We start from the raw sequence: 26,256 nt of genomic DNA, 5'->3' as shown, positions 1-26,256 counted from the left end.
TGTGGTATGACAGGCTCGGACGAGTAGCACTTGGTGAGAACACTCCGCAAACGGAACGTTGTTCCAATCGCTGTGCTCTCCAGATTTTTTTCATTCCCCTTGGCGGTGAAAATCCGGAGACCAAGGCGACCGCTACCGCTTTTCCACAATCATGTGCTAAAGCAAGGCGGAGTGGACCAAAAACGCAAAGCCGCGATTCTCCAATAACGGGAGGATCGCGGCTTTGTTAACTTTTTACGGTTTCTATTAACTTTTTACGGTTTCTAGAATGAAGAAGAACTGTCCCTGTCGTAGAAAATCTACTTATGGGACAGCCCCTTCCGGTGACCCTTCCTTCTCTTGCCTAGCGTTCCCTCGTATCTCCGCTCATGTCTCCGAGCGGTAGGATTTGCCCCATTCCGGGCTTAAGCCGAAGGAATGGCGGAAATTATAGATCAGCGGGTTCCAGAACGCAGGGTTAATATGGTGCTCCCCGAGCACAAGCTCCTGATGGACGTGGACCCTAACGGTCTGCGTCTCGACGATGGCAAAATGCGGTGCATGCTCCGGAATGCGGATATGCTTGACCTGGGCCTCAATCTGGAGGGGACATTCCGTAATCCTTGCAGGCTGCACAAGCTGCGAGGGGGTACTTGTGAACCCGGCGCAGGCAAACTTATCCGGCACGTACAGAAATCCGGCTGGAGCGCTGGGCGCTGCTGTTCTGCACTGCTTGCTAGAGCGGGGCTGGGTTGCCAGACAGCAGCAGACACGCGCGGTGACCGTTACACCCGCAGGACGAGCGGGCCTTGCTGCCGCCTTTCCGTCGTCTTTTCCGTCATTCTGTGAATGAACCGTAATCGGTAATAGTAAGCTTCACTTCAAAGGTCACTGGAATCGTACTGAACATTTCGTCCCAGTGATCTTTTACTTTCTTCCACTTTTGAGGTTCCTCAATGCTGAGCCGCTGACCGAACCCGGCAACGTCTACTTTATAGGTGGTCTTCATCTTCAGCATCGTCCGATTGATCATTTCGGTCAATCGCTGCTTGAAATGCTTCTCAAATTCCTTCAAATAGGCCTCATCCAGCTTGCGGTGCTGATTGTTCCATTTCTCAATGAGGCGGCCGGTCGACTCTATTTTGACGTGAAACGATAACTCATCGTCTGCGCTCTCCTTCACAGTGATCTTACTCTCAGCGGATTTGATCTCATAGGTAATCACCTCATCGGCCTCATCATATGCTTTGATCGTACCACTCTTGATCTCTCCTTTAATCCAGTTAATACTCTCCACGTCCCCCTGGTCCAGGTTGCCGATGAATTGGCCAGTCTCGCCCTTTATAATACCCGCTCCCGAGAACTCCACCTCGCTCTCCGATTCCACAATATTCTGCAGGATAAAGCTTTGTTTAGAATGCATCAGCGCATCCAGCTTCGACAGATTGACTCCTTCCATGAGCTTGTTGGTTCGAAATCTGTTCCCGATCATATCCCTCAGCCGAAACGAAGGAATCTCGTCCGGATGAGTCGTCGTCAAGGTCTTGGCTGCGTTTCCTTCACTGAGGAACACCATGCAGCTGGGACGGATGTCATTGTCACGGAGCACAAAGTCCATCAACTGCCGCATATTCTCCTGCGCTGCCAGTTGCTCGGAAACCACAATCACCTTCAGGTGATGGCCAATAATCGGACGATCCCGGCGGATTGAGAACTGGCGAAAGATTTCCAGCAATGAATCTCCCGTTTCGGAAATATTGAAAAAACGCTGCTGTTGCTGCTGCTTGTCTTTGGTCTTAGTGTTCCCGATGATTTTTTCTGGTACGATCTGCAACGTCGCAGTCAGTGTATTCCGCTTCTTGTAGCTTCCTCCACGCTCCTCAAGCTCCTTCTCCACAAGGCTCGGTTTCCCTTGGTCAAGCGCCATGCCCGTGTACAAGCTGAGATCCTCGATCTCCCTGCTGCTCCAGCAAGCAGGCAGACTGACCAGAAGCGCCGCAGCCAACAGCAGCTTGGCCAAACCACGCTTATACATTCTGCTTCATTCCTTTCTTGCGGATGATCAGCACCACGGACAGCAGCACCGGTAGCAGCAGGAAGATCACAACCCCCATATTCCCAATGAATTCACCCATGCTAAACACATCATTAATCTGCTTGGGAAGCATGGTGGAGATGAAGATTACTGGCATTAAGGCGAACATAACCGGATGGATCTTCAGATGAAATATTTGGGAAATACCTAATGAAGCATTAAAGAAAAAACTGCAGAAGTTGCAGAACATCTGCATCAGCCAAATGACCAGCAGCGGAACTTCGAAACGTTCGAAGAAGAATCCCGATACTTCAAAGCTGCGCACCAAATCAATGGTAGGCCAGGTGCTGGTGATTACCGAATCGATAGACAATCCGCCTACCACCGCCACTACCGTCACCAGGTACAGGATCAGCGGAACGCCAAATCCCAGCAGCATGCCTTTGACAGCCTGCTGCGGATGCTGCATAAAGGCTACCAGGGTCATAATGACTTCAACGCCGGTAAAGAGCAGGATGATGGATTTCGTGCCTCTGATTACCGGCAGTATTCCGTCACTTAGTACGGGACGCAAATTCTGGAGATCGAACAACCTCGCACTGAGAATATAACAAATCACCAGAATGAGGATACTGATCGGAAACACAATCTGAAATACACGCGCAATGGAATTGATTCCTCCATAAACCAGGTAGGCTCCAACCCAGATGAAAGGGATCACAATCGCCCAGATGGGTGTCCCTTCCAGCAGGTAGAACAAAGTCACCTCCGCCAGCACACGAATTTCAAATCCGGCGATAATGATGAAATAGAGAATCAGAAGTGAACTCAGGAACCCGCCCGGAATCGTGCCTACAATCCGCTTCGAATACTGATAGACGGTTTTGCCGGGAAATTGCTGGCTCAGCTTCACCATCAGCAGAATTACAAACACCATAAATGCCCCGCCCAGCACAACGGACATCCAGGCATCAGGAGTCTTCACAGCCTCCACCACAATTCTTGGCAGCGTCAGGATTCCTGCTCCAAGTACGGTATTCGTTAGAAATATCGCCGCTTGTGAGGTAGTAATTTTATCATCCGTGCGTCTGAACACTTACCCACCCCTCTCTTTTTGCCGCAGCTAGGATCTGCGCTTTTTTTTCTGTGTTTTCATCATTTCAGGCCTGCGCTTCATGATTGACAAAGGCGCACGGAGCAACAGATCCTTCCAGTCGCTTAAGCGGAAAGGAGATACAGGTGTCACATAGGGCACGCCGAAGCTTCGCAGCTTGGTTAGATGGCTGCAGATTAACAGGAAGAAGAGAATGGTTCCGAACATTCCCAATACAGCAGCAAATAACATTCCGGCAAACCGCAGGATACGAAGTGTTATTCCCGCACTGTACATTGGAATGGAGAAGGAAGAGATGGCGGTAACCGCGACAACAATAACCAGAAACGGACTGACAATCCCCGCTTGCACCGCGGCATCACCAATAATCAAACCTCCGACAATGCCCATCGCCGGACCAATCGGCTTCGGCAGACGAATCCCGGCTTCACGCAGAATCTCAATCGAGATCTCAAGAATCAGCACCTCAAATAAGGAAGGAAACGGAACCCCCTGGCGGGTCTCGATAATGGAGATGGCCAGTTGGGTGGGAATCAATCCCGGATGGAACGAGATGAATGAGATATACAGCGACGGAGCCAACAGAGCCAGGAAAGCGGCGCAGAAGCGCAGCAGTCGCTGCAGCGTTCCCGGAAGCCAGCGCTCATAATAATCCTCGGGAGACTGCAGCAGCATGCTGAAGGTTACCGGTACAATCAGCGCAAACGGTGTGCCGTCCAGCAGAATCGCGATTCTTCCTTCCAGCAGGGCGCAGATTACACGGTCCGGCCGCTCGGTATTCTGAGCCTGCTGAAACGGACTTAAGTAATTATCTTCGATCAGTTGCTCTACATAACCGGATTCCACGATGAAATCCATATCGATTTTGGAGACCCGTGTGATTACCTCCTGCAGGAGATCGGGATTGACGATATTATTCAAATAGGCGACTACCAGATTCCGCTTGATCTCGTTGCCGACCACAAACTGCTTCATTTCCATATTCTTGTTCAGACCCTGCCGCCGCAGCAGCGATGTATTCTCACTCAGCACTTCTGTAAACCCGATCCGCGGTCCCCGCAGCAGAGCTTCCGAGGTCGGCTCGGCAACGGAGCGGACCGTGCCGTGCGGAAATCCAACCAGAAGCACTTCGGTCATACCTTCCACCAGCAGCGCGGTATAACCAAACAGCACATGCTCCTGCAGCTCATCCAGGTCTTTGGCTTCACTCAGCTGGGCAAGCGCAAGCATATTTTCCTTGATATAGCTATATTGGTCCTTGCCCTCCGGCTCTTTGTTCTCGAACATCAGGATCTGCATCACCTGCTGGTTGATCAGCTCTTCATTCTGCATTCCCTCCACATAAATCAGCGAAGCCCGGGCCTCCAGCCCTTTTACGATAAATTCACGAATATGTACATCACTGTTCTGGCCCACAGTAGAGCGGACTGACTGCAGATCTGCATCATAGTGGCCTGTAAAGGATAATGGAGCCGCAGACTGCTGTTCCGGTTGCTTGTTCTGCCCCTGCTCAATGGGGGAATCCATCCGCGGCGTGCCTGGCTCGGCAGTCCTGCCGCTTCCTACATAGGCATACACAGACCTGTATACATAGTAGAAGCCTATCGGAAACAGCAAGGTAACGGCTGCCAGCATAAAGGTTGTCCAGTCCGGAATAAAAGCGACAATACGTGACCACATCCTAATCATCTCCCAACTAGTTGATTAGCAGCACCGGGCAACCTGACGTTTATCCTCCGCTCTAAATGGAAACACTGACTTCAGCCCCGTGAAAGGAGAAGGATACTTTATGAAAATATTATTTCTCTATATCCTGCTCGCCCTGCTGGTTCTGCTCATGATTGTTTCCGTAGACCTGCTGTCAGGAATGAGCATCGCCGGCTCCCTTCAATCCATTACGTCCGCGTTCGCAACGACAACCCTTCAGGAATCGATTATCATGGTGGCTTTTCTGCTGCTGCCCCTGTGCAGTGTGCTGTTCGCTTCTTATAGGAAGAAGAAGCGGCAGCGCAGCGACAGCAAGCGCAAATCATGAACCTACACCCGGCCGAATCTTCTCCGGATGGAGTGAACCAGGAAGAGCAGGATAGGTACTGCAGCACATAAATAGGGCAATATGTATTTCAGGAACACTTTTCCCTCATCTATATGAATGGGGTAATTCCCCGCACTGATAAATGAACTGAAGAGGACAACCACTCCTACGGGAATTGCTAACTGGCGGCTGTCCGACACTTTGAACAGATCGGCAGTGATGGCCATGGCGGCATAGCAATACACTGCCATTTTGAAGAACACGCCAATAATCAGGGTTAGTATTACCAAGGCATCCAGCCGCTGAATGAAATTGGCTAAATTCACCAAAGTTATTGTTGTGAAGATTGGAAATGTTGTCCGGCTGTATATATTTTCTCCAAGAACTGCTATTTCAATCGCATGTGTGAAACTTAGCAGCAGTCCGCTTAAACCAAGTGCAATCAGCCCTGCCGGGCGGGCCGTCACCGATTTGTTCAAGTGGGGCAGAATCGTCGTGAAGCACACGAGTTCGCCAAACGGAAAGATCCAGATATCAGGATATGCAGACGACAGCGCGGCCACCCAGTCCTTTCCATGCAGGGGAAAAAGATTGTCAAATTTCACAAGGCCTGCGGCGATTACGACGAAACAGCAAATTACCCCACAACAAAGATTACAAGCACATAAATTTCCGCAGTTCGGCCGAATACCTCTATGCCTTGATAAAGGATATACATGACGGCAACAACCATCATCGCATTGATGATGAATACCGGAGTCTGGTCATAGGAGGAGGCGCGCAGCAGATCCCCCGCTTCCCTCAGGTTCCTTGAGCCATTGAACATCAGCACCGGGATAAACAGCAAACTCAGCGGCCAGCCAAGGGTTCTGCCCAGAATCCGCTGGGTGTATCCGCTGATAATCAGTTTGGGATATTGGTGATACAGGTAGGTATACACCCAATACAGCAGCATTCCCCCTGGCAGGGCGATCAAGATGGAGATCCAGATCGCATGTCCGCTCTGCAGCCCGATCGGCACGATCAGGGCTGTCCCCAGTTCGAACAGCACGATCAACGCGAACAGCTGATTGGCACTGATCACCTCTTTTCTCAACAAGTATTCTCCTCCTTTCGCTGCGTGCCTTCGTTAGTTGGGATTGATCATGTAGGGCTTCATTCTCATGCCTGTACTGCGAATATAGGCCTTCACCTGAACATCCAGCTCTCCTTCGGCAAATTGTTGTCCCCAATCCTGCTTCACGGTCTTCCAGGCTGCCGGATTCGTCCGTTCCAGTTCGTTCCCGAAGTTAAAAATATCGCTCTTCAGCTTCTGCGCCGTCCGCAGAGCCCCCATGACTTCGGCTTTGGTCTGCTTGGCCAGCTCCTGCTCCAATTTAAGAATCTCCTCCCTGCTGCTCAGATCAACATAGCTTTTGGTCTCATTCACCGTTCCTTCCTCAGCGATATAGATATGAAAGACAGGCTTGCCTTGATGGATCCCGACCTTAATATTCGTCTTGGAGTGATTGATATTCACCGCTATGGACTTCTGCACTTCCCCTGAATCTATATTGATGTTGGTTTCTTTCATCTTATCCAGAACCCACATCGTCCCCCTGGCCTGTGGACCCTCCAGCCAATCCTGCAACCGTCCGTCTTTGAAGATAGCGAGCCCGCTCATTACAACCAGCGTCTTTACCTCAGACTCTTCAAGATTGCTTTTCTTGCGGCCTTCAACAGGATTCCCTTTAATCCCCACTCCGCTGATTACCAGATCGCCCGCTCCGGTAATGCCCCGGATCAGCTCAAACACATCCACATCGATGTTCTCACCCCATAATCTGGAGGTGTTCTTGGCCTTCTTAAGCAGCCCTACTGCCGGAATGGACATGGTGGGCATCAATATCTTGATCACAGCGGCGGCATCCGTATCTCTGCAGATCAGCACACCGGTGCCGAGCCTCAGCTCATGTGATCTTTCGAAAATATCAAAAATCTCGCCAAGCCCCTCCCTCGCCAGCGACTCGCCAATCACCACCAACTGGGTATGGGCAAAAAACAGCTGTCTGGAAGCTTTTCTGGAGGTTTTGCGCAAGGCTCCGAACAACGTACTGTCCGTGGAAGAATAGCTGATAATTGTGGGCTGTCCCATACCAGCCCCCATGCTGGCTGATGTCGATACGGGGTTCACGATCTGAAAGGTAACCTGGTACTCTTGCGAATCCGGGACCCGATCAATGGCAATTCCGGTGACGATGGACAGATCATTCAGCTCTCTGCTGTTCCAGCAGCCGGTCAACAGTGATGCCGAACACAGACAGATAAGGATAGACTTCATCCACTTCAGCTTCATTGTCGATCTCCCCTAGAGTCCCCCTCGGTTTCAAGGCGTATTTTATTCTTTTGGCTGACCAGGCGCGGCCGTTTCCTCATCCGATTCAAAGGCACACGCAATAGGGTATCCTTCTGATTCTCAGCAATAAACGGTCCGAAGGGAGACATAAATGGAAAACCAAGCGATCTCAAACTGCACATATGGGCAATCAGGATAAACATAAATATGGTGATTCCGTAGAGCCCCATAAAAGCGGCAATAAACATGATGATGAACCGGAGAACGCGTACAGAAAGCGCCATATTAAAGGCAGGAGTGGTAAAGCTGGAAATACCCGTCAGCGAAACAACGATGACCATCGCTGGAGAGACGATCCCCGCTTGGACCGCTGCCTGTCCCAGCACCAAACCGCCGATGATCGATACAGTCTGACCAATCGGGGAAGGCATGCGGATACCGGCCTCGCGGATAATCTCAAAGGTAAGCTCCATAATGACCGCCTCAATAAAGGTTGGAAAAGGAACACCTTCCCGTTGGGAGGCCAGATTGATTAAAAGGGAGGTTGGAATCATTTCCTGATGAAAGGTAAGGGTAGCCACAAACACAGCCGGTCCAAATAAGGAGATCATCAGGCATATCAGCCGTAGGATTCGAATCAGGGTCGAGATATCAAACCGCTGGTAGTAATCCTCAACCGCATGAAAAAACATAAAAAATGTCGTAGGCGCGATTAGCACAAACGGTGTTCCGTCCACAAATATGGCTATTCTGCCCTCCAGCAGATTGCCTGCCACACTATCAGGGCGTTCTGTATTAAATAAGGTGGGCAGCGGAGAATACACATTCTCCTCAATCAGCTGCTCAATGTAGCCTGATTCCAGAATGGCATCTACGTGTATCGCCTGCAGCTTCTTGCGTAATTCTGCGAGAATATCCTCATTTACGATACCATGCATATACATAATCGAAACTTCGGTTTGGGTAACATCGCCAATCTTCATGCTCTCCACCCACAGATTCGGGCTTTTGATCTTGCGGCGCACCAGCGACAGGTTGGTTCCGAGTGATTCTGTGAAGCTCTCCTTCGGTCCACGAATGGAGACCTGTGTAGTAGCTTCTGTTACTGTGCGGACCTCACCCCCGCTTGTATTGCTGCTTAAGGCCTCGCTGATGCCGTCCACCAGAATGACCGTACTTCCGGACAGCAGCGCCTCAAATAAATGGTTCCATTCTTTAAGACAGTTCTTCTCGCCTACACCTCTCGTCTTGTGCTTCATCAAGTCGAACATAGCCTCGACGGAGGAAGGCTGTGTATCCGGGAAGCGCTCAAAGACCATCATATCCTTCAGAAAGTCCTCAACCAGTTCTTGTTCAACCAGCCCTTCCATGAACACCGCGGCGATTTCCGCCTGAATTGACAGCGGCGTGAATTTGCGGACTATGATATCTGGGCTGTGCCCGAGCGAATCGGTAAGCTTAGCCAGATTGTCTGCTAGATTTTTAGATTTGAGGGGGTCTGATTCAGTTCTCGCCGTAGGCATCATCTACACCTCCATGACGATACTATTTGCTGGAAGACCTCTTTTTATACAACTTCTGGAACCGGGCTTAGCTGAAACTCTGATTGGGGGCTACATGGCGGGGACAGGCATCAAGTAGAAACGGCTTCGCCGTCCTTTTAGGGACGGTAACCGTTTCTGCGAGAAATAGAAGGATAAAGGATATTGTGAAACATATAGTTTCTCTAGAGTAAAGGACTGGCCTGACCAGCCCCTCCTCATCAAACCGTACGTGAGGTTTTCCCTCATACGGCTTTCCGATGTTCGTCATTCATGGGCATGCAGCCTATTGACTTTGGCCTCATGACCTAGTTTCCCCTTAGAGTTATTGAGCATTTTCTTGCGTGTCGTTAGCCTTTTGGCATTCACGAACTCGTACCTCTTGGTCAAACATGAACAAAGCAGGGCCCCTTCCCTCCCTAAGGTTATGTTGTCCTTAGGTTCTTCGGTACTATGAGCCCCTCGGACTCCCTTCCTGCAGACGGTTCACTTCGCCTTTTGGGCTTATAGAGCGTCTATTTACGGTTTCTAAAAAAAAAAAATAATCCCGTGCAGGGGAGGGTCTCCCCAGTTCACTGCGCTATCTTTCAACCCATGCCGTTCCCTATACGCCGGAAGGTTCTTCACTGTGGTTCCAAGTTCTATACAGTTTCCTTGGCCTTCGTCTAAATACACGAGACTCGGCTCCTTCTTTTCCCCTTTGCAGGGCCTTTTTGACGACGCGGCAGGATTCACTTGGTGTTGCGGCCTGGGTCGTTGCTCGCCCTATCTCTGACAGGTACTTTTGTCGATGCGCTTTTACACACAGATTTCGCCATGCGCAAGCATCCTAGCTACAAAGGTGGCTTGGCCCCTCCTTGGGTTGGACTTTCACCAACTAGATAACGCGTGCCTCTGGGCACGCTATATTTAGAAAAAGACCCTCGGAGGATTCCGAGGGCCTGCACTGAATAGCTAGAGTCTTAGTTACTACTTAGGACCCCATAGGAAAGGAGCATCAAATTTTGATCGCCACATCAGTCCAATCACGGAATTAGTTGCGAAACTGCATCTAATTCACCAATTTTTCCCGTTTTGAAGCAAATAAGTGCCATAATGCACTTAATTTCCGATTCTGAGCGCTGAACAAGCAATTTACTCGTAATTAGTTGCATATTCGCACTTATTTACCTTCTAACAGCCGTTTGCGTTGAAATTAAGTGCGTTTTCGCATCTAATTTCTTTGAAAGGATCTAGTGCAGCATTCACATCCTCAAAGGGACCTAAGCAGTAACGAGTCTTAACTTTATTCCATTCCGTGTTCCTTGCGGATGTTGTACAAGCCTTGAAGCAGCAGCTCCACCGGATCACGGTTCAGCTGCAAATGCGTATACAACAGGTGCAGCGGGATTGCACAGACATTATTGCCTGCAGTGATTGCCGGGAACCCGGCTTCGAATACCGGTCCGAACTGCTCATTCCAGGCCAGACCTGCATGGATTTGCTCAGGAGCAAATTCTTCGGTAATCTCCGCGATGCATTTGGGAACCAATACATTGTCGATTATGGCTTTGGCTTCATCTTCACTTCCAGCCGGCTGTGGAAGAGCTTTGCCGCCCTCCGTCTTCATCAGATCAACGAAGAATGAAGCCATCCATACCGATGGATTGTTGCCGGACTGGAACCTTGCGATCAGCTCGCGCAGAAAAAACCCGCAGGAATAGACCTCACCGGCATCATTCTTAACATGAAAAACAAACACCGGGCCATAAGCATCCAGCTTCACCAGCTGTCCTTCCACTTCCTTGAAGTGCATCTTCAGAGCTACAAGGCCGTTGTGGTGAACCGCCTTAAGCAGCTCATTCAGATTCTCCTCGGACATCGGCTCCTGGGCATTGTCCGCTTCCCCCGGATGGACTGCTTCTTCCTTATTGTCTACTTCCGGATTGGTTGTCTTATTATTCATATTCATATTCACCCCGTTTCCTATCATACCATCTAGCGCCGGGAACTGAAAATGCAATAGATAACATTGCTGCAGGACACTCTAACTTGATCAGAGGTATTGTGGCAGCCGAAGTCTGACGCAAGCCCCTCCGGCCAGGTTGTCCAGCAGCTCCAGCGAGCCGCCGAGACGTCCGGCCAGTTCTCTGGCAATGTAGAGACCAAGACCGGAATGACCGCCTTTCCCTCCTCTGGCCTCATCTCCCCGGTAGAACTTCTGAAAGGCTTTATCCTTGTCCTTGGGGCTGAAGCCTGTGCCTGTATCACAGATGTCAAACACAACGTCTCCGTTCTCCTCCTGTTTAACAGACAGAGTGACCGTACCTCCTGCCGGGGTATGCTCCAGGCTGTTGGAAACCACATTATCCAGAATACGCTCCAGTTTCTCCACATCGGTATCGAGTGTCAGGCTGTCATCGGCCGTAAGTACAAGTTCCAGTGTGCTGCCCTGCTGCCTTGCCTGAAGCTGGTAGACACCTGCTTTGTGGCTAAGAAATTCATGCAACGGAACCGGCAGCAGCTTAGGGGCAGCACCGGACCGCTCCAGTTCAGAGGTATATAACATTTGATGCACCAGCTTCGTGCTCTGGTCGGCACTGTCCTTGATCACTCCAAGATATCGCTCCCGCTTGGCCTGGTCCACCTCCGAGAATTCCATCAGCGCTTCACAGTAACCCCGGATAATAGCCAGTGGAGCCTTCAGATCATGGGCTAGAGACTCTACCATTTCCATCCGTTCCTGCTCCATCCGCCACTGCGCCGAGAGCGAGCGGCCCAGCTCACCCTTCATTTCGCTAAAAGCGGCGCATAAGCGGCCCAGCTCATTATCGGCCACATAAGGAATGTCGAAGTCCAGATCCTTGGCTTGGATCTTGCGCGAAGCGTCCATCAGCAGCTGTAAGGGCTGGTTGATATTGCGCGTGAATCTGCGGGAGAAGATCCATGTAAACAGGGCGATATATAGAAACGGGGAGATGATCGCCCCCGCGAAGATCAAGGTAAGCCACCAGTTGCCGGAGTCTTTCACGAAGCTGGTCTTCAGCCGGTAGGACAGCTGAACCGCTCCGGCAATCACGCCGTCTTCCGTAATGACCGGAACCGTGCGGATATAACGACCCTGCTGGCCGGTGGTGGTATTCAACAACTTATACAGCTCCGTTCTATCCACGGTCCAGCTGTCATTCATCGTGCCGTATACGGTCCCGCCTTCACGGTCCAGCACCCGGTACAGAATCTCTTGCAGCGGGATATGCTCTTCCAGCCGCTGCTGCCCCTGCGGGTCAAGCAGCGCCGTATTCTCCCTAGTAATCCATGCTTCTATCACCGGGAGCTGCTTCTCGTAATGGTTGGCCGGATACACCAGCTTATTGTCGATCCTGGCGAACAGCTGTGCAGCGATGAAATAAGTAAGCACTGTTGCTGCCGCGCTGGTTGCGATAATTAAAATAAAGGTAAACATGAACTGTGTTTTTAATGATCTTTTGTTCATTAACCGCTCTCCTTGCTTACTGCTCCGTCCATTTGTAGCCGATACCCCAGACCGTGGAGATGTATTCCCCTGCCGGATCGGCGGCGGCCAGCTTGGCGCGGATCTTCTTGATATGCTCCACAACCGTAGAAGCGTCCCCTTCGGCGTCGTAGCCCCAGATCTTCTCATACATATGCTCCCGCGAAAAAACCTGACCGCCGTGCAGCGCCAGCAGCTCTACGATATCGTATTCCCGCCGGGTCAGCGCCAGCGGCTCGCCGTTGATTCTGACCAGCCGTTCCTGCAGGCTCAGACTAAGTCTGCCATAATGCAGCTTGGAACTGTTGCCTTCCCTACTAGCCTGCCGGGTCCGTGCCTCCCGCCGCAGATTGGCCTCTATTCTGGCCATCAGCTCACGTAGTCCGAACGGCTTCAGGACATAATCGTCTCCGCCCAGCGTAAGCCCTCTGATCTTGTCGGCCTCCGATTGTCTGGCGCTCAGGAAGATAATCGGACAGCTCACCCAGTCGCGGATGGTGCGGCAGACCTCGAAGCCGTTCAGACCCGGCATCATAATATCCAGAATCACAAGCTCCGGTTCAGCCGCCGCCAGCAGCACCCCCTCGTTGCCGTCATACGCAGCCAGAACCTCATGCCCATTGGCGGTCAATTCTTCACTGAGCAGCTGCACCAGCGCCTGCTCATCGTCTATAATCAGAATCCGGCTCACCTTCGCCCTCCTGTTCCTGCCTTATTCATAGCTGACACGTCCTTCCCATCTGCTGAACCATAGTATACTACAGACCGTTGCCAGCAGAAATAAACCGGCAGCAGGAATGAGTCCTTGCAGGCTGTACCGCAGCAGCCAGCTCTCAGGCAGTCCATCCGGCAGGGCACCGGCCATCCGCACAGACGGCAGCCAAGCCAGTCTGGCCGGCCAGGCCCAGGGAAGGTAAGGCCATATCTTGTCGCCGATGGAAGTCGTGCCGATAATCGCCGCGACCAGTAATCCGGCACCCCCGGCACCCACCGATGCGCCAAGCCCATAGGCAAACGCCAGATAGATATGAAGCGAAGCTAACAAAAACGAGCCTGCCAGCGCCAGTACGCCGCTGAGGATGAAGGCTCCGGTCCCGATCTGGTCCAGCTGCAGCACAAGCTTCATGCCCAGCAGTAGAACCACCAAAGAACCAAACAGAATAGCAGCCATCAGGCAGAGCAACAGAAGCAGCTTGCTCAGATAAATCTGCGCTCTGGGTGCCGCTTGTCCAAGCCAGCCGTTGAAATGTCCGGCCTGCTCTTCCTGCGCGGCCAGAAGTCCACCCAGCAGGCCAGCAGCGACCGGCAGCAGAATGCATCCGGCCTGGTAGTAAGCCTCATGTATCCGCACAGGCAAATCTGCAGTCCGTGCGGAACCGGAATAATACGCTAACAATGCAAGGGGAAACAACAGCAGAGCAGCGAACGTTACTGATCTAACCGCTGTCCGTTTGGTCTTTAACCAGTCGCTGAACAATAATCGCAGCAGCTGCATCGCTATTTCACCTCTCTTCGGGAGAACCAGATTCCGCCAAGCCAGGCAGTCGCACCGCAGAACAGCAGGGAAAGCAAGATTCCAGTAGGAATGACGGTGTGAGAGAGCAGCGGATCACCGGACTGAAGCGAGACCCCGTTGGGATGGACCCCGATCACGGGGCACATTAGCCGCAACGGCCAGCTCCAGGGCACCAGCATCCAATAGGGGCCCGGCGCTGCCAGCACGCCGGCGAACAATCCGGTCAGTCCTGCGCCAATGGAAGCAGCCATGCCTTTCCAGGCCGCGATGAACAGCTGCAGCGGGATGAAGCCTAAGGAGGCCAGCCAGATCAGCAGACTGGCATAGCTGATCTTCCAGACCGGCAGCTGCCCATCCGTGATCAGCAGCCCTGCCAGAAGTACCGTTATGATCAATCCGAGCGAGGAGAGCAGCAGATAATAAGCCAGCACCGCTATTTTGCCCAGCCATAGCTGCAGAGGATGCACCTCACGGGTGAGCAGTGCACGGTAATTCCCGGCTTTGCGCTCGCGCTGTTCGGACAGTGCGCAGAGCAACGCAGTGCCTAGCGGCACAAAAATAAACGGCCACCAGTTAAACACCATGGTCAGAAGCAGTTGTCCGGGAATACTCTGCCCCTCCGGCAGGTACAACAAGGCAACAAGAGCAAACACAACAAAAAACAGCGGCCCGATAAACACCAGTTTCTGCGCGAAGCTGCGTTTGTATTTCATATGCTCCGCTTGGACAAGGTTAAGCATGGGAATCCCCCTCTGCTCCCCGGTTCTCAGCAACCACCTTCATGAACAGGGCCTCCAGATCTTCATCCGGATGTATCGCACACTCATACCCCAGCCTGCCCCCGCTAATGATGCCGATATGGTCGGCAATCTGCTCCACTTCGGACAGGATGTGGCTGGACAGAATTACCGTGATTCCCTGTGTCGGGAATGAGCGGATCAGTTCCCGCAGCTCCTGAATGCCCAGCGGGTCCAGACCGTTGGTCGGCTCATCCAGAATGAGCAGCTTCGGCTGGTTCAGCAGGGCTATGGCGATGCCCAGCCGCTGCTTCATGCCAAGCGAGAACTGCGAGGCCCGCTTGCGGCCGGTATTCTGCAGATCCACGGTGTCCAGCACCTGCGCGATCCGCTCCTTCGGCAGCCTCAGCAGCTTCGCATGCACCAGCAGATTCTCGCTGGCTGTCAGGTTGCCATAGAGTGCCGGAGACTCGATCAGCGCGCCGATCTCCCCCAGCCGTTTCCGACTCCACGGCTCGCCGGCGAACAGAATCTCGCCGCCGCTGGGGCGCAGCAGCCCGGTTACCATTTTCAGGATCGTGGTTTTGCCTGCGCCATTCGGACCCAGTAGACCGTATACCGAATGGGCCGGAACGTTCAGCGAGACCTCCGCTACCGCCTTCTGGCGCTTGAATTGTTTGCTTAACTTGCTGGTTTGCAGAATATATGGCTGCATATCTAGTCACCCTCTCTTGCAAGAACGGTAACAGGGGGTTATAAAGATTTGATAAAGATTTGATAAAGATTCGAACCCTCCCAAACCCTCCCTTCCAAGGGAGGGCCCCAAAGGGCTCTGCCCTCTGGACACCCGAAAGTTTGGCGAAGGAGTCTGGCGGTACTGTGCTTAGGAGCCTGGGAGGTAGGACCGCTTATCCCTTCGGGACCGCTCGGACGCCGCTGGGGGCGGCACGCTATCCCTGACGGGATACGCGCCTTGGGATAAGGTCAAAGGCGGGCTGTTCCTGCGGAATGCGCAAGACCCTAAGGGCAAGACCTTAAGGACAAGAGCGGCTGTTCCTTCGGAATGCGCAAGTTCTTAAGGGCAAGACCTTAAGGACAAGAGCGGCTGTTCCTTCGGAATGCGCAAGTTCTTAAGGGCAATGGCTGGCTGTTCCTGCGGAATGCGCAAGACCTTATTCACAATAGAAGGAAATTATAATTTCCTAAACAACAAGAAACAGACTGTCTCTTCTGAGAAGAGGCAGCCGGTTACCAAGCTACTTAGAACCCTATGAATAGACGAACGCTTGTTACACTTAGGGCCCCTTCACTCTGTGTTGCTCACCCGGCCTCTGATCCACCCCCGCGCAACAAGGAGGCTATAGCATAACAAATGAAGGCCGTAGCCAGTAACCATCGCTTATGTTTCAGACTCTTGCGGACTCAGGTGCCCTCAAGCGAACGCCATCGGTGTAGAGCCTGTTTTGATGATATAGCCTCATAGTCGAATTCACAGATTTAGTTGCAAATATGGTTACTACTTAGGACCTCATAGGTTAGGAGAATCAAAGTTTGATTACCACCTTAGTCCAGCCACCGATTTAAGTGCGATATCGCATCTATTTCAGTATTTTTTTCCGTTTTGTAGCAAATAAGTGCGATATCGGTTACTACTTACGACCCCCAATGGGAGTAAAAGAAAATGAGCCGGAAGAAGCCAGCATTAAGCTAGCCAGAACAGGGCGTTCTTGCTTAATCAAGGTGGAGATGAAACTGCGGATGGTAGCGAACCATTCAGGAGAATCGGAGGCGCGGAAGCAGCCCGAGATCTTTTGTTTGACGACCACCATGCGTAAATCGCGCTCGGCTTGGTTGTTGTCAAACGGGACGGCGGGGCTATGCAAGAACTTTAGAATGGCTTCCTTGTGTTTACTGAAGCGAGCCGCAAGGTTGCCTGCCTTACTGTTGCTCTTACGTCCCCGTGGACCCGTCTTGGTTGGGATCGGGACGTTCACCAGTTCCGCCTGACTCTGCTCCAGAATCTCGTCGTAGCGCTGTTCCAGCTGCTGGATCGTTTCTTGGCTGAGCCGGCAATCCGTCTGGCGAGCCTGCTGCTCCAGGTCCCAGCTTTCCTTGAGCAAAGCCAGCATCTGGCTTGCCCACGCCTGCTTATCATATAAGGCAATCCCCTTACAATCCCGCATCAGGTGGGCATTGCACAAGGCGTGTTCAAAGACAAAGGTGTCTTGTTTGAAATAAGAGCCGTAGCCGTCATGGACCACCGTTCCCAGGTATGCATCCAGCACCCGGAGGGTTTTCATGCCTTCACTTCCCCGGCTGTCGGCTACGCCGAGCAGCGTCCAGTCGGGCGTACTGTTGACATGGACCCATTTTTCCTTCTTCTGGACCCGGGCGCCCGTTTCATCCGAATGAATGACGGGGCTTCCCAGCACGGCTTCCCGAATCTGCTCGATATAGGGTGACAACGTCCCGGACGTGGCTTCAATCTGTCCCAGCAGGGTCCTCTCACTCGGTTTACATCCGGTCAGGACATACAAAAGTTCGCTTAATCGGGCAAGCGGCAACAATTGGTATCCATGCAGATAGGCCGAAAAAGCCATCAGCCTGGGGCCATATTGCACATACGCCCGCACACCTTCTGGAAAAGCCGCCTGTTGCTTCTTGCGGCAGCAAGGGCAATGTTTTTGCTGGGCCCGGTGCTCCGTGATGTGGATTCTCGGCTCGGGCATCTCAAAGACCTGCCGCGATTGGTAGGTGGCAGCGGGTACGTCAGCTAAGGACATTTGACAGTCTGGACATTGCGTCAAAGGATGAAGAATCGTTTCATCTGGCGTAGCAGAGAACTTCAGCGTATGTCCTGGATGTCCTTTGGGCGCTCCTTTTTTCCCTCCCGGCGTACGGTTGTTCTGAGGTTTGCGCTTCAGATCCCGGGAGGAGGGAAAGTGACTGTTGGTCGAGTCTTGCCCAAGCCGCTGCTTGAGTTCTTTGATTTCGATCTCTTGTTCCTTGATTTTGGCATCCCGCTCTATAAGTTTCGCGGTAAGGGCAGCGTTGTGGATTTCCAGTTCGTTCAGTCTGGCGCGAAGCTCAGCGAGAGTACGATGGAGACATTCTAACTTATCTTGAAGGATTCGGTTATGTCTTCTGGCAATCACTATGCTCCCCCCCCTTATGTATGATTACTATTCATTACCCAGTTTTTAGGTCATGACATACATTGGCGAAAAAAGGGGGTCCTAAGTAGTAACCGATATCGCATCTAATTTCGAGTTTTGAGCACTACAGAGTCAATTTTCCCCAAAATAGTTGCAGATTCGCACTTAATTTCCAGATATCCGGAATTTCAACTGGAATTAAATGCACTTTCGCATCTAATTACTCCAATGGCTCCCCGCTAACTCTCTAAATTTGGCTGGAACCTAAGTAGTAACCAAATATGCATCTATTTATCCGGTTTTTCCGTTTTGGGACAAATAAATGCGAATGCGCATCTAATTTCTCCGAAAGCTCTGGGGGAGCACACTAATCCCTCACTGGTCCTAAGTAGTATCAGACTATCATCCTGTTTACTCCAAGGGTTCCCAGAGTAACCTCCTAAAACCTTGCCGGTACTAAGTAACAACGAGTGCTTGACCTAACTCACCCAGCTCACACCTGGATTCCGGTACCAACGTGAAACTCCCCGACCGTCACCGGAAGTCTGCCGCGCGCCGGGAGCTGTCCGGTCAGCACTTTCGCAACGGACTGCATAGCCAGCGGCTTGTTCTCGTAGCATGCCAAATAGGTGCGGATACCCGGAACCGCCGTATAATCAAAAGGATCACGGGCCGCCACAACAATCAGCCGGGTGCCGGTTCTCCCGACCAATTCTGTGAGTATCCGCCTCTGGCCGCCGGAGAATCCGGCATTGTAGGTCACGGCAACAATCTGGGTATACGCCGCGCTCTCGGTAAGCACAAGCCCGATCTCCTCCTCTGAAGGATCGGCATCAATAATACGTTCATCGACCTGCGGAATCAACTCAGACAGCTCTCCGCCCAGTGTCACTTCCTCACGCAGCGCTTCCACGACCTCATGATGCACACGAACCTCCGGCCAGATCACATAGGTGCGCTCCTTGCCGGACAGCGGCAGCTGTCCCTCATCCTTCACCAGCGTAATGCTATGCTCGCTAAGCTTCTGCGCGAACGCATGCGAAGCCGTGGTGGCGAGTGTATCGCGGATTGCCGCGAACCCTGCCGGTTCCTCTTTTAGAATGCCACGTTTCAATTTCAGCCGCTGCAGCCGGGAGATCGAGTCGTCAATTCTTGCTTCGGAGATCTCTCCCCGTTCAACGGCCCCAATGACCGCTTCGATAGCCTCCACCTGCCAATCGAACCGGTGGCTGACCAGAATCAGGTCCGCCCCCGCCTGTACTGCCTGAACGGCTCCCGTTCCAACGCCAACCGTCTGGGCAATGGCATTCATCTCCAGACAGTCTGTGACGATGACGCCCTCAAAGCCCAGCTTCTGCCGCAGAAGTCCGGTCAGAATGTTCTTGGACAAGGTGGCGGGAATCTCCTGCTCCTCATAGGCCGGAAAGACCACATGCGCCGTCATAATGGCGTCGACTCCAGTCTTAATGATATGCCGGAACGGGGCAAGCTCAATGGTCTCCAGCCGTTCCCGGGGATGCGGGATCGTTGGCAGTGCGAGGTGCGAGTCAGTATCGGTATCCCCATGTCCGGGGAAATGCTTCAGGGTTGCCGCAACACCCGCGTTCTGATAACCCGCTGCAGCAGCAGCTCCAAGACTCGCCACCAGCTGCGGTGTTTCCCCGAAGGAACGCACGCCAATAACCGGATTGGTCGGATTATTGTTGACATCCACACAGGGTGCAAAGTTCATGTTCATGCCCAGCTGGCGCAGCTCCAGACCCGCAATTCTGGCGGCCTCGAAGACCCCCTCCGGATCACGGGTCGCGCCCAAGGCCATATTGCCCGGCATCAGGGTTACTCCCTGCTCGATCCGGGCTACCATTCCGCCTTCCTGATCGATGGCGATCAGCAGCGGTTCGGATGCCGCCTGCTGAAGACCGGCCGAGCATTCATACACCTCTTCAGGCGTACCGATATTACGCCGGAAATAGATAACCCCGCCAATATTGTAGTCCGTGATCAGCTTCAGGATGTTATCGTTCGGCCGGGTATCCATGAACCCGCACATAAACAGCTGTCCAACCTTTTTACGGATTCCCCCGCGATGTTCAGCTATATCCTCCACAGTGAATCAACCCCTTTGAACTATACTGTACATGCCGCATAGCAGACGGGTCAAAGACTTCCTGACCCGCCCGCTATGCTTATTACCGTTTGCTATGTTTTCTTCCGTTCACTATGTTGTCTGCCGTTTGCTATGTTTCCTTCCGTTCACTATGTTGTCTGCCGTTTGCTACGTTTTCTTCCGTTTACTATGTTTCTGCCGTTTACTATGTTGTCTAACGCTTCCTGTGCACTTACTGTACAACATGCTGAAAGAACTGCGGCAGATAGGCCTTGTTCTGCTCCAGCATTTCCGCAAGCATGGCCTCTGCGGCTTGAACGGACTGCACCAGCGGATGATGCGCCAGCGCGGTTAGTGCTAGATCTCTGCTGCCACTGACTGCCGCTTCGATCGCCAGCTGCTCGTAAGTTTTGACAGCATGGATCAACCCCTTAGCCGCCGAAGGAACGACAGTTACCGGGACAGGTACCGGCCCAGATTTAAGCACCTTGCAGTTCACCTCAATGCTCGCGTCATCCGGCAGAAAGTCCAGAATCCCCTGATTCGCCACATTCAGGGTCTGAATATCCCCTGTGTCATTGTAGAGAGAATTCATCAGCCGGACCGCCGCCTCTGAGTAATACGCCCCGCCGCGCTGTTCCAGTTGCTTCGGCTTATCGGCCAGGTTCACGTCCTGGTAGAGCTCGAACAGCTCCTCTTCCAAGCGCTGAACAGTTTCTGCACGGGTCTCGCCTTTGGCTGCCGCAGCCTGCTGCTCGGCCAGGAGCTCCCGCTGCAGGTAGAAGTATTTGAGATAGTAGGACGGAATCGCCCCCAGCGTGCGCAGCAGAGCGGCATTCCATTCATATTGCGGCACATTGCGCGCAGAATAGCCATCCCGGTTCGCCAGCAGCTCCGGCAGTTTGTCTTCTCCGTCAATGGTAATGCTGCTGATGTAATGCAGATGGTTCAGCCCCGCGAATTCACAGTAGATGCGCTCAGCCGGAACCTCGTACAAGGATGACAGCCACTTGTACGCTGCGATGGGTGAATTGCACAGGCCAATCGATTTGATCTTCGAATGCTTGTTGATAGCTTCGGTCACCATACCTGCCGGGTTCGTGAAATTGAGCAGCCAGGCATCCGGGCACAGCTCTTCCATATCCCTGGCCACCTCCAGCAGCACGGGAATGGTGCGCAGCGCCTTCATCATCCCGCCCGGACCGGTCGTCTCCTGGCCGATCATCCCATATTTCAGCGGAATCGTCTCATCCCAGCCGCGGGCTTCCAGCATGCCGACACGCATCTGGGTGGTCACGAAATCTGCGCCCACAAGCGCCGAACGACGGTCCAGCGTCAGCTTGATTTCGATCGGCAGCCCCGATTTGGCAATCATTCGCTGGGCAAGCTGTCCTACAATGGACAGCTTGCGGAATCCCGGCTCAATATCTACCAGCACGATTTCAGTCACCGGAAATGTTGCGTAATTCAGAATAAAGCCCTCGATCAGCTCGGGCGTATAGGAGGAGCCTCCTCCTATTACTGCCACCTTCAATCGTTGATCCATACCACATTCGCCGCCTTTACAGATAGTTGATGGTCTAACGCTTCATATACTGGTTCTTCCACAGAACACCCGCTGCTCTCCATAGCCATATACAGCGCCCCAGCCACAGGCTCAAGTCCAAGAACCGTCAACCGGCAGCCCGGAGCCAGTGAAGCAACCTCCGCTTCAATATAGGGTACAATATAGCGGCTGTCGCCACGGGTCAGAATGCTTCCGGCCATAACCAGATCGAAGCTGTCCTGCTGCATGCCCAGCTTGCGGATTACCGCACTTGCGGCAATACCCAGCTCCCTCCCCTGCCTGCGCAGGATTTCTCTTGCGATTTCATCATGCTCCGCCACCTCGAACAGCAGCTTGGCAAGCCCGTTAGGCACGCGCATGCCGTGATCCAGATAATGATGGAACATCTCTTCCGTCGTGGTGAAGCCAAGCTCCGCAAGTGCAACCTGAGACAATCTGGTGGGACGTTCCCGCCCTTCCCAGGCCCGGATAACGGACCGGAAGACCTCCACAGCAAGAGAACCGCCGCCTCCGAAATCACCGAAGGCATAGCCGAAGCCTCCGACCTGCAGTTCCTCGCCCTGACGGTTTATTCCATAAGCGTTGGTGCCCGTTCCACAGATCACGACCGCTCCATAGGACTGCCGGGTTCCGGCGCGCAGGCCGATCACTGTGTCACACACGATGTGATACCGCTGCAAGCCCAGGCATGCAATCATCGGCCGCAGCACCAGGAAATCGGCCTCCCGGTCCGCTCCTGCCAGCCCGAATACGGAATAGGTGATTCTATCTTTCGCAAGACCTGCCGAGCGCAGCACCTCATCCACGGCCTGACGGATGTTCTGTTCAGCCTCCGCTGCTCCGGCCTGGTGGTTTCCGCATCCGGTTACCGCGCGGCCTATAATCCGCCCCGCTTCGTCAGATATGACTGCCAGTGTCTTACTGCCCCCGCCGTCTATGCCCAAATAGTAGTTCAATCTCTTCCGCTCCCGTATCGCGTGCCGGGCAGCCAGCCACTATCCCTTCTGGCCCCGGCCGCGCAGTGTTGTATTTGTTACTTCAATTTACTCAGATTATCCTGCCATTTCTGCGTCTTGAACGCCAGCAGCTCTGCATATCCGACCTGCGCGGCATCCTGATCCGCTTTATCCAGAATGGCCAGCACTTCGGCTTCGCTGCCGGCATTAAGCACGGCTTGCGCTCTGGCTTTCTCATAAATTTCGGACACGCTCTGCGAGATAATCCCCTCCTGGGAATCGCCGGCAGGCGCCAGGTTTACGAATTCTGTGGTGTCATATTGCGTCTTCCAGGTAATTTCCGACTGCCACTTCGTTTCCCAGCTCTTCAGCTCCTCAGGCAGTGTGGACTCGAACTTCATTTTGGAATTATCTACATAGACCGTATTGCCGTTCCACTGCAGATTGACCGTGGCATTCATCAGTTCGTCGCGGCCTTTCGTATCAGTCGTGAATGCTTCGGTAAAGAGCGGTGCTTCCTCATCATCCGTGCCTTCCCAATAGATGCCCTCCGGTCCCCACATAATAATCCGTTGGCCTTCCGGTCCGGTGAACCAATCCAGGAAAGCGAATACCGCTTCCGGGTCTTTGGCTGCCGTGGTGATGACACTGACGTTCCAGCCTAACTGATTATACGAGCCGGGGAAAATCTTATTCTTGTCCAGCCCTTGCTTATGAACCGGCCAGACCATGATGTAGCCTGCTTCCGGGTCTTCGGCTTCCAGCAGCGAGTGCCCGATGGCCCCAAATTCTGTGGGACTGGATGCCGCATACACAGCCGCATTGCCCGTGATAATCTTCTGCTCGACCTGCTCTCTTGTCTGAGTGAAGGCGTCCTGGCTGATCAGCCGTTCCTGGAACAGCTTGTTGGCATAGACCAGCGACTCCCGGAAGGCCGCATCCTTGAATACCGATGTTAATTCATTTCCGCTTGGGACTGCCATCATGCTGAGGGCGCTGTATTGATAAGGGCGGTTCTCTGCAAAAGCCGAGGACAGCACGTCGATACCCTCCGCTCCCTGACCTACCTCAAGCGGCACAACCTCAGGGTATTTCTGCTTCACCTGTACTAAATAATGATACAGATCCTCTGTTGTTTCCAGACTTGGCGCACCTAGCTCATTATAAATTTTCTTATTGACCAGATAACCGCTGTTGCCGTTGGGCTGGGTCGTATACCAGTTCGGGAACTGATAGAGCTTGCCGTCTTCGGAGCGCAGCATATTCAGCGTTTCTTCGCCCGCCCACTTCTTGAGATTCGGGTATTTGTCCAGATAGTCGTCAAAAGGAACCAGCGCACCGGCCTGCCGCAGCTGCTCCACATCCGATCCGCGCTCTGTCCAGATTACATCTGGCAGTTCGCCTGACACAATCATCGTGCTCAGCTTCTGCTTGGCATTGCCGCCGGAGCTGACAGGCACCACGTTCACCTGCTTGTTCTCCTTGATCCACTTGGTGGAGAGGTCTTCTCCCCAATTCGGCATCGTATACCAGTCATAATGTCCGTAGAAGGAGAATTCCAGCGGCTGCTCTCCAAGTATATAAGTCCCTTTCGACGTTGTATTGGACGCGTTCTTCCCATTCCCGGCGGCATTCGGCCCCGAATTGTTGCCGGAGCAAGCCGCAAGGCCCAGAGTAAGACTGAGTACGGCGGTCAAGGTACAAGCTATTTTGCTAACGGATTTCATGGTATACATCCCCCTCGAATTGGCTAATTCGTGGCTGAAGCCAGCGCTCTGCAGTGCTATTCTTTCAATGATCCGACCATTACGCCTTTGACGAAATATTTCTGTAGAAAAGGATAGACACAGAGGATCGGGAGCGTCGCAACCATCATTGTCGCCATCGACAGCGATTTGGTCGTCACCGCCTTCATTCTGCTCATCCGCCCTTGGGCTGCCGAATCCATCTGGGCCAGCTGCTCACTCATAATGTTCGAGTTCAGAATCTGCTGCAGCTTGGTCTGAATCGGCATCAGCCCGGTATCGCTGATATAGATGCTGGGTGTAAACCAGTCATTCCAGTGATATACCGCGGTGAACAATGACAAGGTGGCGAGAACTGGCCCGGACAAAGGCAGAACGATCCGAAACAGCACTCCCCAGTTGGAGCAGCCGTCAATCCGCGCGGATTCCTCCAGACCTGCCGGTATGCTTTTGAAAAAGGTACGGAAGATAATCATATTCCACACACTGATGAGTCCGGGAATCACCATAACCCAGAACGTATTAAACAGATGCAGCTCGCGGATCAGCAGGAAGGTTGGAATCAGACCACCGCTGAAATACATCGTAATGATGCACAGCACCATATATGGCTTGCGGCCGATCAGCTCCGATTTACTCATGCCATAGGCGAAGATGGCCGTAGCAGCGATTGAAGCCAGCGTGCCGATCACCGTCCGCAGGATGGAAATGACAAAGCCGTTAATCAGACGGCTGTCTTCAAATACAACCCTGTAATTCTCCAGGGAGAACTGTCTGGGCCAGAAGGTGACTCCTCCCTTCACTGTGTCACTACCGTTGTTAAAGGAAATAACAGCTGCATTCCAGAAGGGATAGAAGGCTAGAATCGCCAGGAGCGACAGCAGGCTGTAAATGACCGCCAGCATGATTCTGTCGCCGGTTGTGGATTTCATGAATGACCGCCTCCATTCGTGCTTACCATAGGCTGTTGCCGGACTTGCGTGCAGCGTAATTGGCGCCTACCAGCAGGAACACCCCGATTAATGATTTGAAGAGTCCCGCCGCCGTTGCATAAGAATAGCGGTTGTTCTGGATACCGATCCGGTATACATACGTATCGATGACATCGCCAACGTCGCGCAGCACCGGGTTCGAGCCAAGCAGGAGAATGTCTTCAAATCCTGCACTGAGCAGATTGCCGATCGCGAGAATCAGGAAGACGATAATCACCGGCAGAATCGAGGGCAGCGTAATCGAGAACATCTGCCTAAGCCGGCTTGCGCCATCCATGGACGCCGCTTCATGCATATGGGGATCGACACCGGCAATAGCGGCCAGGTAGACAATAGAGGAGAAGCCAATCTCTTTCCACACACCTGTTGTTACGAGAATGGACCAGAAATACTGCGGAAGGGAGAGGAAATTGACCGGGTCCTCAATTAAATTCAGCTTCTCCAGCAGCATATTTACACTGCCGTTCTCCGTGGAGAGCATGGACATCACGAACCCGGAGACAATCACCCAGGACAAGAAATGCGGCAGGTAGCTGATAGTCTGAACTGTTCGTTTGAACGCCCTCCCCTTGATCTCATTCAGCATCAGGGCTAGTATAATCGGGGCGGGAAAACCTATCAGCAGCTTAAGCAGACTGATAACGACCGTGTTGCGCATAATAGTCCAGAACTCCGGAGCGTTAAAGAACATTTCAAAATGCTTAAGCCCTACCCAGGAACTGCCGGCAAAACCCTTAAACAGATTGTAATCCTGAAAAGCCATCAGCACGCCATACATGGGGATATAACTGAAGACAAGGATAAACAGTAAGGCAGGCACCACCATCAGCTGAAGATCCCATTGCTTGTAGATCCGTTTAAGCAGTATATCCTGCTTAATCTTCCGTTCAAGCTTGAGCTGAACAGCAACTTTACTCATTTTTGACCTCCCTTCGCTCAAAATATGTAAGTT

At 52.7% G+C, this 26,256-nt stretch carries 22 protein-coding genes; 1 reads left to right on the top strand and 21 read right to left on the bottom strand.

Features of this window, described 5'->3' with window-relative positions; translation table 11 throughout:
- Positions 1-366 precede the first annotated feature (366 nt).
- From B9T62_RS05930 to B9T62_RS05915, 4 genes are all read right to left on the bottom strand, one after another.
- Positions 367-666: a hypothetical protein gene (locus B9T62_RS05930; RefSeq protein WP_087914421.1), complete on the bottom strand. Its 300-nt coding sequence runs from the start codon at positions 664-666 to the stop codon at positions 367-369.
- Positions 667-817: 151 nt separating this feature from the next.
- Positions 818-2,014, bottom strand: a complete 1,197-nt coding sequence (locus B9T62_RS05925) for a Ger(x)C family spore germination protein (RefSeq protein ID WP_087914420.1) — start codon at positions 2,012-2,014, stop codon at positions 818-820.
- On the bottom strand, positions 2,007-3,110 hold the full coding sequence (locus B9T62_RS05920; RefSeq protein WP_087914419.1) for a GerAB/ArcD/ProY family transporter: 1,104 nt from the start codon (positions 3,108-3,110) through the stop codon (positions 2,007-2,009). Before B9T62_RS05920 ends, B9T62_RS05925 begins: the two co-directional genes overlap by 8 nt.
- A gap of 27 nt (positions 3,111-3,137) precedes the next feature.
- Positions 3,138-4,808: a spore germination protein gene (locus tag B9T62_RS05915; RefSeq protein WP_087914418.1), complete on the bottom strand. Its 1,671-nt coding sequence runs from the start codon at positions 4,806-4,808 to the stop codon at positions 3,138-3,140.
- Positions 4,809-4,917: 109 nt separating this feature from the next.
- On the opposite strand from B9T62_RS05915, the gene B9T62_RS05910 reads away from it, so the two are divergent.
- Positions 4,918-5,163: a YczF family membrane protein gene (locus B9T62_RS05910; protein ID WP_087914417.1), complete on the top strand. Its 246-nt coding sequence runs from the start codon at positions 4,918-4,920 to the stop codon at positions 5,161-5,163.
- Positions 5,164-5,165: 2 nt separating this feature from the next.
- Here B9T62_RS05910 and B9T62_RS41210 read toward each other — a convergent pair whose 3' ends face one another.
- From B9T62_RS41210 to B9T62_RS05830, 17 genes are all read right to left on the bottom strand, one after another.
- Positions 5,166-5,801, bottom strand: a complete 636-nt coding sequence (locus B9T62_RS41210) for a GerAB/ArcD/ProY family transporter (RefSeq protein WP_281257758.1) — start codon at positions 5,799-5,801, stop codon at positions 5,166-5,168.
- Positions 5,801-6,262, bottom strand: coding sequence for a GerAB/ArcD/ProY family transporter (locus B9T62_RS41205; RefSeq protein WP_281257692.1), 462 nt, complete (start codon positions 6,260-6,262; stop codon positions 5,801-5,803). The genes B9T62_RS41210 and B9T62_RS41205 overlap by 1 nt, the downstream gene beginning before the upstream one ends.
- A gap of 30 nt (positions 6,263-6,292) precedes the next feature.
- On the bottom strand, positions 6,293-7,498 hold the full coding sequence (locus B9T62_RS05900) for a Ger(x)C family spore germination protein (protein WP_087914416.1): 1,206 nt from the start codon (positions 7,496-7,498) through the stop codon (positions 6,293-6,295).
- Positions 7,495-9,024, bottom strand: a complete 1,530-nt coding sequence (locus B9T62_RS05895; protein WP_245864359.1) for a spore germination protein — start codon at positions 9,022-9,024, stop codon at positions 7,495-7,497. The genes B9T62_RS05900 and B9T62_RS05895 overlap by 4 nt, the downstream gene beginning before the upstream one ends.
- Before the next feature lie 1,300 nt (positions 9,025-10,324).
- On the bottom strand, positions 10,325-10,984 hold the full coding sequence (locus B9T62_RS05890) for a hypothetical protein (RefSeq protein ID WP_245864358.1): 660 nt from the start codon (positions 10,982-10,984) through the stop codon (positions 10,325-10,327).
- A 90-nt stretch (positions 10,985-11,074) separates the two neighbouring features.
- Positions 11,075-12,511 carry a HAMP domain-containing sensor histidine kinase gene (locus B9T62_RS05885; protein WP_087914413.1) on the bottom strand — a complete coding sequence of 479 codons (1,437 nt, stop codon included), beginning with the start codon at positions 12,509-12,511 and terminating at the stop codon, positions 11,075-11,077.
- A gap of 16 nt (positions 12,512-12,527) precedes the next feature.
- Entirely contained in the window at positions 12,528-13,220 is a 693-nt protein-coding gene (locus B9T62_RS05880) for a response regulator transcription factor (protein ID WP_087914412.1), read from the bottom strand.
- Between the two features lie 21 nt (positions 13,221-13,241).
- A complete protein-coding gene (locus B9T62_RS05875) occupies positions 13,242-14,024 on the bottom strand; it encodes a lantibiotic immunity ABC transporter MutG family permease subunit (RefSeq protein WP_087914411.1) in 783 nt (260 codons plus the stop codon).
- 2 nt (positions 14,025-14,026) lie between these two features.
- Positions 14,027-14,785: a lantibiotic immunity ABC transporter MutE/EpiE family permease subunit gene (locus B9T62_RS05870; RefSeq protein ID WP_087914410.1), complete on the bottom strand. Its 759-nt coding sequence runs from the start codon at positions 14,783-14,785 to the stop codon at positions 14,027-14,029.
- Entirely contained in the window at positions 14,778-15,497 is a 720-nt protein-coding gene (locus tag B9T62_RS05865) for a lantibiotic protection ABC transporter ATP-binding protein (RefSeq protein ID WP_087914409.1), read from the bottom strand. Before B9T62_RS05865 ends, B9T62_RS05870 begins: the two co-directional genes overlap by 8 nt.
- A gap of 934 nt (positions 15,498-16,431) precedes the next feature.
- Positions 16,432-17,937, bottom strand: a complete 1,506-nt coding sequence (gene tnpC, locus B9T62_RS05860) for an IS66 family transposase (RefSeq protein ID WP_087914065.1) — start codon at positions 17,935-17,937, stop codon at positions 16,432-16,434.
- A 493-nt stretch (positions 17,938-18,430) separates the two neighbouring features.
- Positions 18,431-20,044: a beta-N-acetylhexosaminidase gene (gene nagZ / locus B9T62_RS05855; RefSeq protein ID WP_281257690.1), complete on the bottom strand. Its 1,614-nt coding sequence runs from the start codon at positions 20,042-20,044 to the stop codon at positions 18,431-18,433.
- A 232-nt stretch (positions 20,045-20,276) separates the two neighbouring features.
- On the bottom strand, positions 20,277-21,590 hold the full coding sequence (locus tag B9T62_RS05850; RefSeq protein WP_087914408.1) for a 6-phospho-beta-glucosidase: 1,314 nt from the start codon (positions 21,588-21,590) through the stop codon (positions 20,277-20,279).
- Positions 21,575-22,567: an N-acetylglucosamine kinase gene (locus tag B9T62_RS05845; RefSeq protein ID WP_087914407.1), complete on the bottom strand. Its 993-nt coding sequence runs from the start codon at positions 22,565-22,567 to the stop codon at positions 21,575-21,577. The genes B9T62_RS05850 and B9T62_RS05845 overlap by 16 nt, the downstream gene beginning before the upstream one ends.
- A 77-nt stretch (positions 22,568-22,644) precedes the next feature.
- Entirely contained in the window at positions 22,645-24,294 is a 1,650-nt protein-coding gene (locus B9T62_RS05840) for an extracellular solute-binding protein (RefSeq protein ID WP_087914406.1), read from the bottom strand.
- A 56-nt stretch (positions 24,295-24,350) separates the two neighbouring features.
- The gene (locus B9T62_RS05835) at positions 24,351-25,244 is read right to left on the bottom strand and encodes a carbohydrate ABC transporter permease (protein WP_087914405.1); all 894 of its coding nucleotides are present in this window, start codon (positions 25,242-25,244) and stop codon (positions 24,351-24,353) included.
- 22 nt (positions 25,245-25,266) lie between these two features.
- Complete coding sequence (locus B9T62_RS05830; protein ID WP_425436679.1) at positions 25,267-26,130, bottom strand: ABC transporter permease; 864 nt, start codon at positions 26,128-26,130, stop codon at positions 25,267-25,269.
- Positions 26,131-26,256: the final 126 nt, after the last annotated feature.

The sequence above is a fragment of the Paenibacillus donghaensis genome (assembly GCF_002192415.1).
Classification (GTDB): domain Bacteria; phylum Bacillota; class Bacilli; order Paenibacillales; family Paenibacillaceae; genus Paenibacillus_AQ; species Paenibacillus_AQ donghaensis.
The sequence above is the reverse complement of the archived record's forward strand: the minus strand, read 5'-3'. Positions and strand labels throughout refer to the sequence as shown.

What these genes read in the sequence shown, in the direction of transcription:
- B9T62_RS05865 (WP_087914409.1), bottom strand. Translation starts at nt 15,497, where the DNA reads ATGCAGCCATATATTCTGCAAACCAGCAAGTTAAGCAAACAATTCAAG.
- B9T62_RS05840 (WP_087914406.1), bottom strand. Translation starts at nt 24,294, where the DNA reads ATGAAATCCGTTAGCAAAATAGCTTGTACCTTGACCGCCGTACTCAGT.
- B9T62_RS05875 (WP_087914411.1), bottom strand. Translation starts at nt 14,024, where the DNA reads ATGCAGCTGCTGCGATTATTGTTCAGCGACTGGTTAAAGACCAAACGG.
- B9T62_RS05910 (WP_087914417.1), top strand. Translation starts at nt 4,918, where the DNA reads ATGAAAATATTATTTCTCTATATCCTGCTCGCCCTGCTGGTTCTGCTC.
- B9T62_RS05885 (WP_087914413.1), bottom strand. Translation starts at nt 12,511, where the DNA reads ATGAACAAAAGATCATTAAAAACACAGTTCATGTTTACCTTTATTTTA.
- B9T62_RS05850 (WP_087914408.1), bottom strand. Translation starts at nt 21,590, where the DNA reads ATGGATCAACGATTGAAGGTGGCAGTAATAGGAGGAGGCTCCTCCTAT.
- B9T62_RS05915 (WP_087914418.1), bottom strand. Translation starts at nt 4,808, where the DNA reads ATGTGGTCACGTATTGTCGCTTTTATTCCGGACTGGACAACCTTTATG.
- B9T62_RS05835 (WP_087914405.1), bottom strand. Translation starts at nt 25,244, where the DNA reads ATGAAATCCACAACCGGCGACAGAATCATGCTGGCGGTCATTTACAGC.
- B9T62_RS05890 (WP_245864358.1), bottom strand. Translation starts at nt 10,984, where the DNA reads ATGAATAATAAGACAACCAATCCGGAAGTAGACAATAAGGAAGAAGCA.
- B9T62_RS05895 (WP_245864359.1), bottom strand. Translation starts at nt 9,024, where the DNA reads ATGATGCCTACGGCGAGAACTGAATCAGACCCCCTCAAATCTAAAAAT.
- B9T62_RS05870 (WP_087914410.1), bottom strand. Translation starts at nt 14,785, where the DNA reads ATGCTTAACCTTGTCCAAGCGGAGCATATGAAATACAAACGCAGCTTC.
- B9T62_RS05830 (WP_425436679.1), bottom strand. Translation starts at nt 26,130, where the DNA reads ATGGTGGTGCCTGCCTTACTGTTTATCCTTGTCTTCAGTTATATCCCC.
- B9T62_RS05925 (WP_087914420.1), bottom strand. Translation starts at nt 2,014, where the DNA reads ATGTATAAGCGTGGTTTGGCCAAGCTGCTGTTGGCTGCGGCGCTTCTG.
- B9T62_RS05900 (WP_087914416.1), bottom strand. Translation starts at nt 7,498, where the DNA reads ATGAAGCTGAAGTGGATGAAGTCTATCCTTATCTGTCTGTGTTCGGCA.